This is a genomic window from Candidatus Aegiribacteria sp. (assembly GCA_021108005.1).
In the GTDB taxonomy this organism is placed as follows: Bacteria; Fermentibacterota; Fermentibacteria; order Fermentibacterales; family JCC-6; genus Aegiribacteria.
Window position 1 is genome coordinate 1 of record JAIORS010000040.1, and the last position, 17,275, is coordinate 17,275.

At 48.5% G+C, this 17,275-nt stretch carries 10 protein-coding genes; 1 reads left to right on the top strand and 9 read right to left on the bottom strand.

Features of this window, described 5'->3' with window-relative positions:
* Window positions 1–826 precede the first annotated feature (826 nt).
* The 8 genes from K8S15_02710 to K8S15_02745 all read right to left on the bottom strand — a co-directional run bounded on the left by K8S15_02710 (window position 827) and on the right by K8S15_02745 (window position 13,387).
* On the bottom strand, window positions 827–1,936 hold the full coding sequence (locus K8S15_02710; protein MCD4774945.1) for a GGDEF domain-containing protein: 1,110 nt from the start codon (window positions 1,934–1,936) through the stop codon (window positions 827–829).
* Between the two features lie 469 nt (window positions 1,937–2,405).
* Window positions 2,406–3,212, bottom strand: a complete 807-nt coding sequence (locus K8S15_02715; GenBank protein MCD4774946.1) for a hypothetical protein — start codon at window positions 3,210–3,212, stop codon at window positions 2,406–2,408.
* A gap of 47 nt (window positions 3,213–3,259) precedes the next feature.
* The gene (locus K8S15_02720; protein ID MCD4774947.1) at window positions 3,260–4,414 is read right to left on the bottom strand and encodes an MBL fold metallo-hydrolase; all 1,155 of its coding nucleotides are present in this window, start codon (window positions 4,412–4,414) and stop codon (window positions 3,260–3,262) included.
* 19 nt (window positions 4,415–4,433) lie between these two features.
* Complete coding sequence (locus tag K8S15_02725) at window positions 4,434–5,027, bottom strand: lamin tail domain-containing protein (GenBank protein MCD4774948.1); 594 nt, start codon at window positions 5,025–5,027, stop codon at window positions 4,434–4,436.
* Between the two features lie 177 nt (window positions 5,028–5,204).
* A complete protein-coding gene (locus K8S15_02730; protein MCD4774949.1) occupies window positions 5,205–6,515 on the bottom strand; it encodes an amidinotransferase in 1,311 nt (436 codons plus the stop codon).
* Between the two features lie 40 nt (window positions 6,516–6,555).
* On the bottom strand, window positions 6,556–7,989 hold the full coding sequence (gene arcD / locus K8S15_02735; GenBank protein ID MCD4774950.1) for an arginine-ornithine antiporter: 1,434 nt from the start codon (window positions 7,987–7,989) through the stop codon (window positions 6,556–6,558).
* Between the two features lie 77 nt (window positions 7,990–8,066).
* Window positions 8,067–10,196, bottom strand: a complete 2,130-nt coding sequence (locus K8S15_02740; GenBank protein ID MCD4774951.1) for a response regulator — start codon at window positions 10,194–10,196, stop codon at window positions 8,067–8,069.
* On the bottom strand, window positions 10,196–13,387 hold the full coding sequence (locus tag K8S15_02745; GenBank protein MCD4774952.1) for a response regulator: 3,192 nt from the start codon (window positions 13,385–13,387) through the stop codon (window positions 10,196–10,198). Before K8S15_02745 ends, K8S15_02740 begins: the two co-directional genes overlap by 1 nt.
* A gap of 346 nt (window positions 13,388–13,733) precedes the next feature.
* Between K8S15_02745 and K8S15_02750 the strand changes: the two genes are divergently transcribed.
* The gene (locus K8S15_02750; GenBank protein MCD4774953.1) at window positions 13,734–15,563 is read left to right on the top strand and encodes a T9SS type A sorting domain-containing protein; all 1,830 of its coding nucleotides are present in this window, start codon (window positions 13,734–13,736) and stop codon (window positions 15,561–15,563) included.
* Between the two features lie 27 nt (window positions 15,564–15,590).
* Here the strand turns inward: K8S15_02750 and K8S15_02755 are convergent.
* On the bottom strand, window positions 15,591–17,275 hold a 1,685-nt coding region (locus tag K8S15_02755; GenBank protein ID MCD4774954.1), incomplete at its 5' end, for a hypothetical protein.

Consider the following 17,275-nt stretch of genomic DNA (forward strand, 5'->3'; position numbering starts at 1 on the left):
AAGAAAAGAAACGAGAATTATCACTACCATCATCTTTAGCAATTTTGCCCTCCCTTTAGGTGGAGATACTTCAGTATCAAATCATTCAAATTCTAAAGAGAACCTAAGTTAAGCGATTCAGAATAAAGCGCCCCACCTTTCATGTGAGTTAAGTTGTTGTTATATTTGTTTGTACAAGAACGAATACGACTATGCACAACCACCCAAAAGATGAAAAGCACTTCATAAAGAATATCGCAAAATCTCAGAATATCGCAAGTCACAGAATTGACCGGATCGAAGTTACAAACGATACACTGACAAGCAGAGCAGGATTTACGCCTTAACATAAGGAAACTGGATTTGTACCATTTCACAAAAATAACCCAAAACAGCATATCCGATAACATATAGCTGACTCCTGTCAAGATTATTAGGCTACGTATTAACCTCTACAACCCAAATAACCTTACATGAAAGGAGCCAGCTTTGGAATTATATGGGGGAATTGACCTTCAGGAAGCCCTGACAGCAGCGTTGCCGGAGGATCTTATCAATCTTCATTTTGATGGCTGAGCGCTGCTTCAGCTTTCCCCGGTTGAGCCGGGCATTGAGATCGTACGGCTCCGTCTGCAACAATGTTGAGGCCGAAGACAAGCTGTCTGAGATCAGGACGATGATCCTTGTTTAATAGTAGGAAAGTGGATTTTCCTCAATCTTATTAGCTGCTCACAAAGCAACCCATTCGTCCCAATAAACAACCGATTTCTGACAGGCGCAATCCTTTTTTGAGAGCATAATTCGTGTGCAGGCTGAATTAGCGGGTTAAGAAGTCGGATGGATACGGCTACTCGATGGGATCACCGGTGCCGATGGTAATATCCCTAAACGCCAGGTATTCCACTCTGTTTCGACCGGATGATTTAGCGCGATAGAGAGCGTTATCAGCACGCTGGATGGTGTCTGTCAACGGTTCTCCTCTGTGGTACTGGGAAATTCCGAGAGAGAGAGTCACGCAGATTCGCGTCTCGTCATGCCAGGTCTCCAGCTCTTCAACTGAAGTCCGAATTTTCTCACCAAGGGCGTTAGCTCCATTTACGCCAGTATCGGGAAGCAAAACGATGACTTCCTCACCACCCCAACGCGCCAGTATGTCCTGGTCTCGAACTCCACGCAGAAGTATCGATGCTATCTCTTGCAGTACGCGGTCACCCATGGCGTGGCCAAATTTATCGTTAACGCGCTTGAAATGATCCAGATCGATCATGATGATTGAGAAGGATCTGGCGGAACGTTCAGCGATGGAGACAACTAACCGGCTCAGTTCAAGGAAACCGCGGCGGTTGAGCATCCCGGTGAGAGGATCCGTGCGTGCAGAGGATTCCTCCTTTGCCAGGTGACTGTTAATAGCATGGGTGGCCATAAGAAAGAAAACAATGAAACCCAGCACCGGAAGAAAATTGGGAACATTGGCCAATCCCAGCTCATGTACGATGTCAGATACAAGACAGATCAGGAGCACCGCCAATCCCCACAGCACCCCCCTGGCATCGGCGTTTCCCTGACTGGCAGACTTAATAGCCTTGAACAGTGTAACAAGAAGCAATAATGCCACGATGATCATGACGGTATTCTGTGATATTCTCAGTACCGTAAGTGGCAGCAATATAAATTCCAGGCCTCGTATCAGTCTGGGTGGAGAGGTTTCCGCCAGGCTGAATACCAGTTCCAGGAGGCTTACTACGACCCCCGCCACACCTATGAGATTGAACATTACAACAATGGGATGCCCACCAGCTTCAGCTGCTTTCAGGAATATAGCTGTGAAATTGACTATCAGTGCAGAGAAAGCTACAGCAGCCAGCCACAGGTTGGCGAGTCGCTCTGGCCGATGTCGCCAGATATCCAGGCGGGCAGCAAAAAAAATGAGAAAGACTCCCGCACCGAGGCCATCCATGTACGCTTTCCACGTGGGGTTGAGCATGTATCACCTGTATCCCTTCTTGCTTTACGATTTTCTACGAACTCGTACGAGGAACCCTGAAATTCCACAAGATCACGAGTCTTCCTGGAGGGCATGTGCTCCCTCCGCAATCGCCTCCCGAACTCGGCTCCGTAGTGCGTTTTCTTCCCATATCCGGCACTGCATCGTAGCATATCCATCATCATGCGGCCGGTCAACGAAACCCCCGAGCGACAGCCTCCTTGTGACCCCTCCCGAAGCGCAGTTCCCCCGCCAGCCCGGGCGGCTCTCACCCACCCAACCTCGATCTCCGGGACATCGTCTTTCCAGGGAACGTAGTCTGCGCATGGTTCGCAGACCAGTTCCAGAGGCACAGGCGAAGGCCTGGGGTACAAGGATGCCGCCGGGAAAAACATCCCTGCGATCAAGGGCTTCATTTGCGACACTTAGTGAAATAAAAAAACTACAGGGATATTGAAATTCCGGCGAAGACCGGCCAGCTTAGTTCATCTCTCTGAGAGACAGCTGCTTCTATCGTATAGGTTCCTCCGGAGGTGTAGTTGTACTGCAGCCCTGCGAAGAATCCGCTTATTTCATCCTCACCCGGTACGTGCTGGTATCCCGCTGAAACACACAGGTCTGAATAATCAATTTTCAAGCCGCCTCCGAAGGAATCTGAGGTGGAAAATCCTGCCCTTCCCCCCGCAAAACAGGTGAATATGGATGCGAACGCATAGCTCACACCCGCGGAAACCTCGGTGGGCATGTTTTTCCTGATACCGTTCCAGGACGGCGCCTGCCCGATACCGGATATGACAATACCGGTTCTCATCCCTTCGGAAAATTCGGCCGCGAGACCGGCGCTGCAGGTGAGCCCGGTTCCCCCCTGTTCCCCGACATCTTCCCAGGAAATTCCGGCTGAGACCCCGCCTTTGAGCCAAGGGGTAATCGAGTACGACATTCCTAAAAGTGCAGTCCCCGCCCCGAATGAGTACTCTCCTGTAACCAGGCCTGTTTCATCCCTGCTCAGTATTCCACCCCTGCCAAGGTAGGTTAACCCCCCTGAGAAATTCATGTCCGAACCAGCTGAAAATCCTCCGGCTACGGAAACCCCTGCTGTCTGCAGGTTCCATCTGCCTCCTGATGCCGTGAATCCCGGGCTTATCATAGCCGGGTTGCCTGTCACTGATTCGGGGCCGGCTGCCAGAGCTTTCCCCGCGGGACCCATCATCATTACCGACGGAAATCCCGGAGCGGATATCACAAGCATATCAGCGGTACCGGTGTCTGCAGCAAAGGATACGGACGCGAATATTATCAGCGCGAAATGGTAAAATACTCTGTAAATGTCTCACCTCCGGCCGCTCTGAAAACCGCTGCGTAAAGACCCGGTGATGCCACACCTGAGCCGGTGCTGAGGTTCCAGATGTAAACACCGCCGGATGCGCGCACATCAAGAACTTTCTCTCCGCTGAGATTGTAAACCGCTATGCCGCAGTTCTGGCCGTCAGCGGTGTCCCATGAAAAAGTTGCCTGCGTGGTTGCAGGGCTGGGATAAACAGCGAATGTGTTAACAGGATCAGGACCTCCGCTGTCAGGGGGCATAGTATTGTAGTATACGTCCTTACCATCTGAAGAGATGTAAAAGGTTCCATCCAGATCGGTCCTGTAGATGGTGATGTTCCTGCCGTTGAGCCTGTTCACTACTTCACTGTGGGGATGGCCGTAGGGATTTCCCGCTCCTACGCAGATGGCGGCAATCGACGGATTCACCTGAGCCAGCCACTGCGTACAGGTTGAGGTGAAGGATCCGTGATGTCCGACTTTCAGTACATCTGCTGAAATATCATGAATTACTCCCGCGGAAAGCGCTGACAGAATTGTATCCTCCCCGCCGTTGGTTTCCAGGTCTCCCGTGAACAGGAACGATATCTCTTCATACGTGATCCGGAGTACAATGGATGAGTTATTCATGTTGGAAGGCGACATGGGATCAACGGGATGAATCACTTCCACCTTAAGCTCCGGTCCCCAGTTCAAGTAATCTCCTCTGCGGGGAATAGTTAAATCTGACCCGTTATTCAATATAGCCTGAAGGTAAGTCTCATAAGTCCAGCTTCCCCCGTAGGGCCAGCCCGAATCGTAAGCGTTTATAACGGGAATTGTCCCGAAGACCGATATCAGCCCCCCTATATGATCCGAATGAGCATGTGTTCCCACAGCTCCTTCAAGAAAAGTTATACCAAGGCTGTCGAGTAGAGGAAGAACCCTTTCCTCACCGCAATCCCATTGCGGGTCGTAGCCGCGGTCTCCAGCGTCAATTACGAAATTCCTGCCTCCGGGAGTACATACAAGTATGGCATCTCCCGAATAATCCGCATATGTCGGATCGATAAAAAATACGATAAGCGGGTTCTCTGCAAAAAGTGAACCCGCCTCAAGGGCGAGCATCAGAGACACAAATGTTTTCAAGTAATTCTTTTCGTTCAGTTTATTCTACAAAAGCTTTGATGAAAGCCCAACTGTTCTGTGTGAATGAATTCATATAAACGCTGTTCTGGGCTCCGGGAGTTCCCATGTCTCCGTTTCCGTAGGCTATTGTGGCATAATCCCACGTTGAGACGAGGGTTGAAACCCACCCGGGATTAATTCTTTCGCAGGAAATACCTTTCTGAATTGGCCAGCTGCTGTCGTAATCGATTTGATCAATTACATCCATGGTTCTGCTCAAGATCGTAATCGAGCCTGAATCGTGAATGATAAAATCACAGTAAACGTAATCGGGTGTAAAGCCGCCGTTAAGCGATTCGTTTCCACAAGCCGCAAGTACAAAATAACTGTTTGGCGGAAGCAGGTACGTTGACAGGATTATTTTCTGACCGTAGTTGTTCTCGAGTATCCAGCCTGAAAGGTTGATCCATTCACTGGTATTGTTATAGAGTTCTATCCACTCTCCATCGTTTTCGGTGAATGAGTTTTGAGGATTTGCCATAAATTCGTTGATAACAATGCATTTTGATGAAAATATACCTCCATCGATCATCGATGGGGCCTGAGCCAGAATCATTATAATGATAAAAGTCATGAGTTACCTCCTTTTGAGGCATGTCCTTCCCCTGACCACAAAAGGGCACACTTCATCATATTTCATAGAAGGTAATGTTCTCATTGTCAACTCCGGAATAACCTTCCGCACGAATATGGAGGCCCGGAATCCTGTGTCCCCTGCCTGTTCCCCTCAACTGATGGGGCAGTAAAACAGCTATCCTCTGTTAAGCGCGCACGTCATACAGTGCGCGGCGCCGTACCCTCCGGTAAGGTTCTCGAGTACTACCGGATAGGCATCGATTCCAAGCTTTCTGAGTTCCGGCTTATGCGGGAAAAAGCGCCCTTCGCTCGTCAGCGTTTCGTAATCCTTCTTCGCCTGTTCGTACAGTTTTCCGTACCGCTGCGGATTTTCCGCGGTAATGGAAGCTATACTCTTCATGACCGCGTCGATCCCGCGTTCGACATCCACCGCCAGTATTCTGCCATCCTCGATACACAGGAAGTTAGCGGCGTAAGCCATCTGCTCAAGAACTGTGATGGGCACAACTGAGAATCCTTTCCCCCGGATGAAGTCGTACAGGTTGGTATCGGCATCAGTTCTTGTATAGCAGAGGCCGTCCTTCCGGTAAACCTCGACTTGCGCTTCCCGTATCAGTTCAACACAGGCAACCACAACATCGCTTGAGGCGGCTTCGAAGTAGGTGTCAAGGTGCATGTTGATCATCGGATCCGGCTGATCGCTGGCAACGAGCGGGTGCCTTGCCTGATGAACAACCCCTATCTCCTTGTATCCCAGGTCAAGCGAGAGAAGCTGATTAATCGCATCACGGTTCGTACGGTCTCCTATGCCCACCAGCGCGAATTCGCCGAACGGGATCCACTCTCCGCCCTCGATAGTGGCAGGCTCCAGCATTTCATGAATGATAGGAACATGGAGCACTTCCTGCCAGAGAAATTTCGTCAGCTGCGGTTCGAAACGCCTTGCCGGTTTTGCCATCCGGCACAGGACCAGGCCGCTGTCCGTAGTGAACTGCTGATCCCGCATGAAGTACAGATTTGACAGAGGTGACCGCTCGGCAATATTCAGATGAATCTGCCTTACTGATTTTCCTCGATCCTGCTTTTCATGTATGGCAATCTGCATTACAATGACCTGAAACAGGTCCTGCGCGCTGAATGTCTTCAAACTCTTCTCGAATTCACTCTTCGCCTGCTGCATGAGTTTCGTATCATCAGTGATGGCAACAGTGCTTCTGGCCAGATCGATGAGCTTCTCCCTTATTTCCGGATTCATTTCGGCTTCTCTCTCAATGATCTGTCCAAGCCTTATAACATCGATCCCGAAGTGATACTTTAGAATGTGCTCCATGAACTCGTGCTCCCGGATGGCTTCCTTGCGGTTGAACACCCTTTCGTAAAGAGAGGCGTAAGGCTCCAGAAGCCCTAGAAACATCTCAATTCCCGGTCTGTGTATTACTGCCTTATTGAGCTTATCCCATTCCGCTTTTATGAATCCGTCCTTCATTATCTCTCCTAACTATCCGCGTATTTCAGGATGGCGCGCGTCATTCAGTAAATGGATCAATATCCCCCCTCGCAATCAGCACTATCGCGGTAACAGCCGCCGCAACAAGGCTTATGGCTAGAATTTTTTCGAGTTTGGTGAATACCTGCGCCTCATTCCTCTGCTTCCTGGAGACTACGAAAAACACTATTCCAAAAGCGTACAGCACCGAACAAGTCAGTATCTTGTCCAGGCCGGCGGCGAACATCAGCCAGGCTGCGTAGACGGTCGAGATTATTCCATTCAGAAAATCTTTCCCGCGTCCCTCTCCCGGAGCGTACGACTCTCCGGTCTGAGCCAGTTTCCAGGCGAATGCCCCGCTGAAGAAGTATGGCAGGAGAACCGCTGTACTCGCGACAAGAAAGAGCGACTGATAAGAGCTATGTGCGAAAAGCGTGACTATCAGGAACAGCTGTATCAGCCCGGTTGTAATCAATAGAGATGCCGCTGGAGATCCTTTCGAATTCTCCCGGGAGAAAATCCCCGGCATGATTCCGTTCCTCGCGGCAACGTACGGTATCTCAGCGGCAAGAAGTGTCCAGGCGAGATAAGCTCCGCCCAGTGAGATGATCAATCCAGTAGAAATTAGTGCCATACCCCAGGGGCCAACCACAACCTTCAGTATCTGCGCCATGGATGGCTGTTTCAGCTCAGCGATCTCCGGCTGTGTCATGACCCCCAGGGAGAGCAGTGAAACCAGCACGTATATGATGAGCGCGCCTGTTATACCGATAATGGTCGCTTTCCCTATATCGGAACGCTTCTTTGCTCTTCCAGAGACAACGGTAGCCCCTTCGATGCCGATAAACACCCACAGTGTTATCAGCATTGTGTTCTTCACCTGATTCACTACTGAGCCGAGAGCCGGATTGTTTCCTCCCCAGAAATCCAATTTGAAAGTGCTTATTTTAAAACCGATTAGTACAGCAATAATGAATACGAAAATCGGCACAAGTTTTGTAATCGTTGTAACGATATTTACCATTGCCGCCTGTTTAACACCTCTTAGTACAAGAGCGTTGATAAGCCACACCGCCGCGGATGCTCCAAGCATGGATTGCCAGTTGTTTCCATTTCCGAACACGGGAAAAAGAAAACTCAGAGCGCTGAAAAAAAGCACCGCATAGGAAACGTTTCCAAGCAGAACGCTTATCCAGTATCCCCATGCGGAGTTGAAACCGACAAAATTCCCGAACCCGGCCTGCGCATAGCTGTACACACCGGCGTTCAGTTCCGGTCTGCGTACGGCAAGATTCTGATAAACGAATGCAAGCGCGATAATCCCGACTCCGGTGATAACCCAGGCTATCAGTATCGGTCCCGCAGCCGCGACAGAAGACATATTCGCGGGCAAACCAAACACTCCGCCGCCGATCATGGATCCGACAACGAGAGCTGTCAGCGCGGCAAGACCCAGTTTCCTTCCCGAGCCTATCAGACACCTCCGAGCCTACGTTAATTATCTAATCATGCGGATAGCAATGCAATTCCCGTAAATTGGAAACCGCTGTGTCATTCCTGCTTCGAACTGAGCCACTTTTCCAGAGTGGCCCGAAGCTCATCCCTGGTAAACGGTTTTGTCAGTGTATCGTTCATACCCGTCTCCACGCAGAGATCCTGCTGGTTTGTCATAGCGTGAGCGGTCATAGCTATGATGGGAGTGGTTACTCCCGCTTCCCTGAGTTTGCGGGTCGCTGTAAGCCCATCCATCCCGGGCATCTGAACGTCCATCAGTATAAGGTCGTAGGATTCCTTTTGTCCTTTGTTCAAAGCTTCCAGACCGTTTCCAGCTTCTTCGTAATCGATACCCATCTTCTGAAGAAAGATTCCTGTGATTTCGCGTATGCTCTTCAGATCATCCGCGAGAAGAACCCTTGATCCGCTGATGTCAGTGGAAGAACTCACGGACAAGGATTCCTTCAACTCTTTTTTATCAGGAACTTCAAACGGTAAGCGGAAGAAGAAGCTGCTGCCCTTCCCCGGAACACTCTCCACCCAGATACCGCCCCCCATACCGTGTGCCAGTCGGCTGCAGATGGCCAGTCCCAGTCCGGTGCCTCCGAATCGACGGCTGAAAGAACCTTCAGCCTGCTGAAAAGGCTCAAAGAGAATGTCGTACTTGTCAGCCTCAATACCGATTCCTGTATCCCTGACGCTGAATTCAACGGTAACCCCGGACTCGTCGAAACAATCGAGGGTGGAACTCACTGTTATCCCGCCTGTGGATGTGAATTTCACCGCATTGGAGATAAGGTTCCTGAGTATCTGCCCAAGCCTGTTCGGGTCTCCACGCACGAAGGATGGGATCAGTCTATCGTACTCCACATTCAGGTACAGCTCTTTATCGCTGATATCGGTTTCGAAAACAGATACCGTCTCATTTATGACAGCCTGGATATCGAAGGGTATTGATTCGTACTCTATCTTATCAGCGTTTATCCTGGAAAAATCCAGAACATCGTTAATAATACTGATAAGCGCTCTGGAAGCTATACCGGCTTTCCGGAGGTAGTCCTTCTGTTTCGTTGTCAGCCGCGTATCCATGGTTAATTCCAGCATGCCAAGAATTACGTTCATCGGTGTGCGTATCTCGTGGCTCATCATGGCTAGAAATTCCCCTTTGGCTACGTTCGCGGCCTCTGCGGCCTCTTTGGCAGTTTGCAGCTCCACGTTTCGCAGGCGGTAAATCTCCGCCTCTTTTTCCTTCTCTTTTATATCGAATTCGGCGCGCAGCTGGTTCATATGATGGTTTCGTTCATCGGTAATCAATTTTCTTCGGAGTTCGGACAGCTCCTTGAAATGCTCAAGCGCCTCACGGTACTGCCCGAATTCTTCATTGAGAGTGACGAAGTTCTCAAGCACTTTCATACGAAGGTTCAAGTACTCCTTCTTCACTGCCAGGGCCAGAGCTTTCTCGAGATTCTCCCTGGCTGTTTCAGGGTTACCTCTGGCCGCCTCAAGCTGACCCAGGGTTGAGAATACTGCCACAAGATTGAATGAATTATCTTCATCCTCAGCAATACCTTTCGCGCGATGAATGTAATCCTCGGCACGGTCATAATCATCCATCTTGATGTAAAGCTGACCTATATTCACATACGATGTCGCGAGCTGGTCGCGGATGCCGAGTTCTTCTCTTATCTCAGCAGCTCTGAGGTGATATTTCAGGGAGGTGGCATGATCATTTTCATCATCCAGAAATGTCGCCAGGTTGTTCAGTGCGTTTGCGGTTCCCCGCCTGTCACCGCATGACTCCGCTGCTTCGAGAGAAAGGTTTATGTACAATCTGCAGTTTTCTCTGTCATTCATCCTCTCGTAGATGAGGCTGATGTTGTTATACCGGGCAGCCAGATCCTTCACGTTGTTCATTTCTCGAAGAATCTCGAGTGATTGAAATGCACTGTCCAGGGATTTGTCGTAATCACCTCGAACCCCCCAGTAAACACTCATAATGTTGTATGCCCGGGATTCGCCGGCGCGGTCACCATTCTCCAGCGCAAGGCACAGGGCCTCGTCCGTGAGTTTGCGCATCCTTGGCAGATCACGCATGTACAATTTGTATGCCAGACTGAGTAAAGGATCGATGCGCTCGACACCGGTTAGTGTTTCCAGTAATCCTTCAAGCTCGGAGACGGATTCCATTATCCTCCAATATCGTTCTGTCCAGCTCCAGCATCTACTCTATCACCACTCAGACCATTCTGAATAGAAGCCCTGAATTTTGCAATTCCCTCTTTTATTGATTCAAGAAGCCTTCCAACTTCTTCATGACGACCATTCCTTATAGCTTCATCAAGTTCTGTGGCAATATTGCAGATAGATATTGCTCCTGCATTGGCGGAGGAACCCTTCAAAGTATGTGCGATCTTCGAAAGCTCCTTTTCCTTCCCTTTATCGGTTTCCCGCATCTGTTCAAGAAGGGATTCCGCGTCTTCAACATAGTTATCCAGAATCTCCTTCATGAAGTCCACATCACCGTCTAACCGATCAAGAAGACCCTCTCTATCAAAGATATCATCATTACTGACCGAGTCTTCATTGGATGTTCTCTCCGGACAACTTGAGCTTCCGGTCCATTTTTCAAGAGCTCCGGCAAGTACTTCCGGTTTCACCGGTTTTGACAGAAAACCGTTCATCCCGGCAGAAAGACATGTCCTTTTGTCTTCCTTCATAACGTTCGCGGTCATGGCTATTACCGGAATGCTGTGATTAAGCACAGAAGAATCTTTTGAGCGAATTATCCCGGTTGCCTCGTAACCGTCCATAACGGGCATCTGGCAATCCATCAGAACGATATCGTAGGGAATCTTTTCAAGAGATTCGATAGCCTCGGCACCGTTTTCCACCGCATTGGCGGGATATCCCAGTTTTTCCAGTATTTTCAGGGCAACCTTCCGGTTGATAGCGTTATCCTCAACAACAAGGACTCTTGTACATCGATGTTTGTTCTCTGAAAGTGTATGGCTTGTAATAAGTGGTTCTATTGAGTCTTCTGCCCCGGAGATTTCCGCTCCCCATACGGTAATCAGGCAGTTATAAAGATGCGATTGCTTTACCGGCTTGGTGAGATACGCCCTGAAGCCGGCTTTTTTTAATCTTTTCGCGTCACCGCGCATGCCAAGAGAAGTCATCATAACGAGCAGAGTATCCTTCAGTTCGCTGTTTGCAAGGATCTTCATGCCGAGAGTTTCTCCGTCCATATGCGGCATTTGCATATCTATCAGCGCTATGTTGAAAGGATCGTTCTCCTGTACCGCCCGCTGGAGTTTCTCGAGAGCCTCGGAGCCACCGATAACTTCCTCGTGACGACATCTCCAGGATTCAAGAAGAAGGGACAGAATGTGTCTGTTTGTTGAATTGTCATCAACAACGAGTACCCTGATACCCTCAATACTTGCAGATTCGTACGCTTTTCTTCTGCTCTCTTTCTGTTTCAGGAAAGTGGCGGTAAACCAGAATTCGGATCCTTTGCTTTCCTCGCTTACTATGCCGATTTCGCCATTCATCTGTTCCACCAGGCAACTGGATATGGTAAGCCCCAGTCCGGATCCGCCATACTTTCTTGTCGTGGAGGCGTCTGCCTGAGTAAACGGCTGAAAAATACTGTTTTGAATGTTTTCAGAAATGCCTATACCGGTATCCGAAACCGAGAACCGAAGTTTTGCGCTGCTGTCATTTTCCTCAAGCAGATTCACTTCAATGAATATCTCTCCGTCGCTCGTGAATTTTATTGCATTGCCTGTAAGATTGGTTAGAACCTGTCTAAGTCTTCCCGGATCACCTTTCAGAAAAGCCGGTACATCAGTATTAACCATACATATTAATTCGAGATCCTTCTGATGGGCCCGCAGGGAGAATAGATCACAGAATTTTTCGATCATCGATCTCAGATCGAAGTCAATCTCTTCGAACTCAAGCATTCCCGCTTCGATTTTCGAGAAGTCAAGTATATCGTTTATTATGGAGAGAAGAGCTTCCCCGCTGTCTCCGATGGTTTCCGCGAAATCTCTTTGTTCGTCAGTGAGATTCGAAGTCAGCAGGAGTTCGGTCATGCCGATGACGCCGTTAAGAGGTGTTCTTATCTCATGGCTCATATTGGCAAGGAAATCACTTTTAGCGACGTTGGCTTTTTGTGCCTCAATAGCTAATTCTTCGGCGGCGTCTCTGGCTTCGGACAGTTCCTCGGTTCTTTCACTGACGATACTCTCGAGATTCTCATTATGGTGCCTGAGTTCCTCGCGGGAATTCCTCACATTGACGATCATATCAGTGAAATCTCTTGACAGCTGGCCTACTTCGTCCTTTGTTTTTGTTTCAATCCTGTAATCCAGATTTCCCTTCATAATCTCCTGAACGCCTTCATGAAGTACTTCGATAGGTTTGGACAACTCGGAAGAGAGAATTATCGAGAGCAGAATGCCGATGATAAGCACTGCAAGCAGAACCAGGAGCATCTTCCGCGTAAGCTCATCTAAAGGAGCAAATGCTTCCCCTATACTGCTCTCGGTAATGAGGATGCAGTTCAGGCTGGGAATGTGAGTGTGAGCGCTCAGAACTTCGATACCGATGTAGTTTGTCGTGAATATCGTGGACAATTCATGTTGTTCTTCCCGGCTGAAAGACTGAACATCTTCGGTTCCAATAGCAGTCTCCAGTTCGATTTCCACGTTCAGAACTGCGTTTTCGATGTACAACAGGGGAGTCAGCATTAATCCGCTGCCGTTTACTATGTAGGTTTCGCCAGTATGGCCGAGTCCTGTTCTATTGGTTACAATGGGAAAAATTTCCGCATTCGCATCGAAATTTATCACAACCACACCGCTGAATCGATCTCCGACGCGTATGGGTGCCGATACGCTGAATACAGGATCATCCGTAAACTGTGAAAAATGCAGTTCCCCTATGTATGTCGCCCCATCCAGAACGTTAAGGAATATCGTATCCGTACTGTTATCGGCTCCTATATCTGTATGGCTGGATGCTATCACAAAGCCGTTCCTGTCAAGAACCCTGACCCGCGAGATGCTTTCGTTGGACGCAATCATTGCGCTGATCCGTCTGTTAACGGCTTCAATTGCTTCTTTACAAGGCTCTGTTTCTGAAAAAAGATCGACGAAGACATTTCCCGTTGAAACCATCCTGGTGAGTTGCCCGTATTCGTCCAGTATTGATTTAATTTGCTCTGTTCTTGCCTCGGCGATAGTAACCAGGTGGTTGAATGTCTGCTCTTCGATTGTTTGTTTCGAGATATCTCTTACAACAAGAATGACGGATATTCCTGTAATCATGATCAAAGTAAGGGCAGCAAGAAGAACCTTCGTGCGTATTCTCATTGTGGAACCTCTTTTTCAACTATCCCGTGGAACTGACAGAAAAGTGTATCTATATTTTTAGTATCTGCATATACATCACTTCATGTTAACAATAAAACAGGAACACGAACCATGTCAATTCTTCAAACAGGTGCAGAGGGGTCAAATCTTTACTCTTGACATTTCTCACCATTCATACACCAATGTCAAGAGTAAAGATTTGACCCCTCCGCACTCTATCCAGTGCAGTTACAAATTGTTACAAAATGTTCATACTCCCTTCATAGAGCGGGGACAGGTATTTTCAAATACTTATATTCATTTATGATACTGCAGTGTTAAATTTGTTCTAATCGAAGGAGTTGAAATGAACCGGTTATTATTATTGTCAATAATCGTGGTTTCATTTTCGCGGGGCGGAGACCGGGAGCATTTCGTTCTGATGGGGGACATTTATATAGGCCCGGGACAGGACACTTTACTTATCGATGAGGATTTCGTGCAGGATGGGGACATCATCATTTTCGGAAACGGCGTTCTGCTTGTTGATAACGCGAAGCTGACCATTTCAGGACATGTCGTTGCCCAGGACCAGGGCAAGGCTGTGTTCCGAAACAACGCCTGGCTTCACTTCAACCAATTCTATGTGGGCCAGTACTTCGTATGGCTCATTGACAACTCCGAGTTCGAAGCGACTGACGCAACCGTAGACGCGAACGGTGTTATGCACTACGCTCAGCTTCATGACGATTGCATCTATACAGCCGTACGCACGGATTTTCCCGACTGGACATTCAGAAAGGTTTTCGACAGGGCATCACTGATACTGGAAGATGTGGATCATGTTGGTGATATAATGGTTGAGGATTCCAGTTTTGTTCATTTCACAAGGTGCGATACGCTCATGCCATGGCTGGAAACCTGTGACGGTTCCGTCGTAAATATCGAGTTTCCGGATCCGGATTATGTCGAGCATTTCGAGTTCTCCGAAAGCACACCCGGTGTCGATGGTATAGGTTTTACATTCGTTGTCGATCAGTGCAGCAGATGCTGGTGGTCACTTGAATCTCAGTCCGGTTCTACGGTTACGATAAACAACTCTATAGTAAGAGGCTCGTGCGTAAGAATGCCCGGTTCCAATACTGTCAATATCCAGAGTATTCAGAACAACAGCTATTTCCCGTATTTGAAAGTACCCCTTCAGGACAGGCTGCTTGAGTACGTAAATACCTACGTTTACTGGTGGAACTGGTATCCGATGGAAAATACGGTATTCAATATAGATTCCAGCGTCTTCGGTGAATTGATAGGAAGAGGAAATTCTATAACCTATGCCACGAATTGCATTCATGATGGTTCTACTATAAGCCTGAGCGTTGAGGACAGCGCATTTGTATCGTTTTCCGATGGGATATGCCAGGCTTATATCTCTTCCTGGGGCAGGGGAACAATGCTGCTTACTAATTCCTCCGTGACTCCTCTGTGGCCATATCAGTCAACGAACATCGCTCACGGACATTCATGGATCCTTGCCGTCAACTCCATCTTCGAATACCAACCGGAAGCTATGGATACAGCTCTTGTAATGGTGGCAGCGATAGAGGGGCCATTATCGGGGCAGGTCGATGACAGTATCGATATAACCGGTTCCGCATGGATGGATACTGGTGAATACAACCCGGTTGTATTCGACAGGTACAGGATATCCTGGGCTGAAAACGGCGGCTCGGACTGGACACTAATCACTGAATCAACGAATCAGGTACACAGTGGTATTGTCGCCACATGGAATACATCGGGAATGACCGAGGGAGAGTACGATCTCCGACTTACGTTGTACAGCTCATCTGACGACAGTCTGACAGCGCCTGCGGATATTACACTGTACCCCCTCGGTATAGAAGAATCACATGGCCTGAACAACGGCTGTTATCTGGCTTATCCGAACCCATTCACTGCGGGAGCGGCATTCACTTACAGGCTTGCGGAAAGTGAAACAGTAGTGCTCCGTATCTACGATACAGGCGGACGCCTTGTTGATACCGTAGTGAATGAAACCCAGGCGCCAGGAGATCATTCGATAACCTGGAAATCCTCCGACATGTCCGATCAGTGTATAGCTTCCGGGATCTATCTCTGCAGTTTCCAGGTCGGGGATGAATTCTCACAGACCGGAAAACTCATTCTCTACAGGTAGCACTATTCACTAATCCGGCGGTTGTGCTTAATTACGAAGCTCCACGTCTCTGAAAGCTACCAGACTGTCATCCTGCTGATCGATCACTTTCAGGCAGAGGGTGTAATTCCCCGGCTCAAAACCGGAAGTATTCCAGACGGCGAGTGTACCCTCATATATCTCGTTTGCGGATTCCTTAATGAGATTCCAATCCGCCGACTCGTCCGGAGCCCAGAACAGCTCGTACCTGGCAAAATCGTTTGCTGTACAGTAAGGTCCTACATCCACCCAGGCGGAACCGGGTATGTCTATATTCCCTGTTACATATTGAGAAGCTGTATTGAGCGCAGCGCCCATCGTCATGGCGGCACCGTAAGCGACAGGCCTGTGCTGGAAATAGGAGTTGACGGAAAGCAGCCTGGCCCGGTCACGGGCGAAATTGGTGGTTCCGCACAGGACATTGGTTCTCGGCACGACTGTGGAGTTCATCAGTAAAGTAGTTCCGTTTTCCCAGGCAGTGACAAATGTCGAACACGAACCATTCACGAAACAGTAAGTCCCGGTTCCAACGGAAGATACCGAACTCGGAAAACCCTCAGCAACGGAGTTGTAAGCTGTTACAGTGGAATTCTCCTTTGCATGCGATTCTCCCCAGGAGCAGCTGTAGATATTGAGATCTATATTATCGTAGGCGTATATGCACCATTGATGGGCAAAGCAACGGGATAGATTCAGTACTCTGTCGGTTATGTTGCTCATTTCAGCCAGAAGGAATTCCGTATAAACAGTATCCTTTGAAACTCCTGTCAAATTCACTGTACCCTCTCCCATAATTCTCAATGCGATGTTTACAAAGGAATGATACAATTCAACACTGCTTCCGGGCCAGCTTTCGATTCCCCACATGACACCACTGCAGTTCTGGAAGTGCACCGTATAGTCAACTCCCGACAGTTCACTGATGTCGGCGGAACTGAATGTGTAGTCATTCACTGCTTTCCAGTCGGGAAATGAATAGGGGAGAAGAGTATCTCCTTCAGCAAAACCGAACCACGGCAGCATTGTGTCGCAATCGCAGATGGACAACCGGCATGAATCATTAATGGTAAAATCACCGATAATATTTGATCCGGAAATATTCAACTCCGCGTTATCAAAGAACTGCCTGAAACACCAGAAAGGATAATCGGTACCTGATGAATAAAATTCCGTACTGTCATACATAATTGTCCGATACACAGTATTCGCGAATACAGTGGAGTTGTTTGTGGCTTCAAATCTGGAGTTTCCGTACATGATATGCGGGTACTGTGAATTGTATTCCTGAGGAACGTACAAATATCCATTATTCAGTATGACCTTACCGTTTTCCATTTCGTAAAGAGCTCCTATAAGCGTCAGTTTTGCGCCGCTGGTGATATTGAGCAAACCCTCTCCCGTAACAAGCAAATTGCAATCGAAAGTGGTATCGTGTGATATCGTCATTGTGTCAGTAAGTGTTACTGTGCGGTCAGCGCCCCAGGAGGTCATCCAGAAATTAATATCCCTGCAAGATGCCTCATCATTGAAGTCCGCCATCAATTCTCTGTCATACAGAACGTCACTCATCCCGGTTCCCGCCGATTCAGCTTGAAAGTTGGAGGTCAGATGACTTCCGTAATCGGTAAAATCTTCATGGCAGATCCTGTTAACCAGGTCCTGCGGAAATAAGGCAATTGTACATATAAGTAAAA

Bases quoted from the DNA above. Each gene is read 5' to 3' on its own strand.
- K8S15_02710 (MCD4774945.1), bottom strand. From the start codon at position 1,936: ATGGATGGCCTCGGTGCGGGAGTCTTTCTCATTTTTTTTGCTGCCCGC.
- K8S15_02715 (MCD4774946.1), bottom strand. From the start codon at position 3,212: ATGCTTGTGATATCCGCTCCGGGATTTCCGTCGGTAATGATGATGGGT.
- K8S15_02725 (MCD4774948.1), bottom strand. From the start codon at position 5,027: ATGACTTTTATCATTATAATGATTCTGGCTCAGGCCCCATCGATGATC.
- K8S15_02730 (MCD4774949.1), bottom strand. From the start codon at position 6,515: ATGAAGGACGGATTCATAAAAGCGGAATGGGATAAGCTCAATAAGGCA.
- K8S15_02740 (MCD4774951.1), bottom strand. From the start codon at position 10,196: ATGGAATCCGTCTCCGAGCTTGAAGGATTACTGGAAACACTAACCGGT.
- K8S15_02745 (MCD4774952.1), bottom strand. From the start codon at position 13,387: ATGAGAATACGCACGAAGGTTCTTCTTGCTGCCCTTACTTTGATCATG.
- K8S15_02750 (MCD4774953.1), top strand. From the start codon at position 13,734: ATGAACCGGTTATTATTATTGTCAATAATCGTGGTTTCATTTTCGCGG.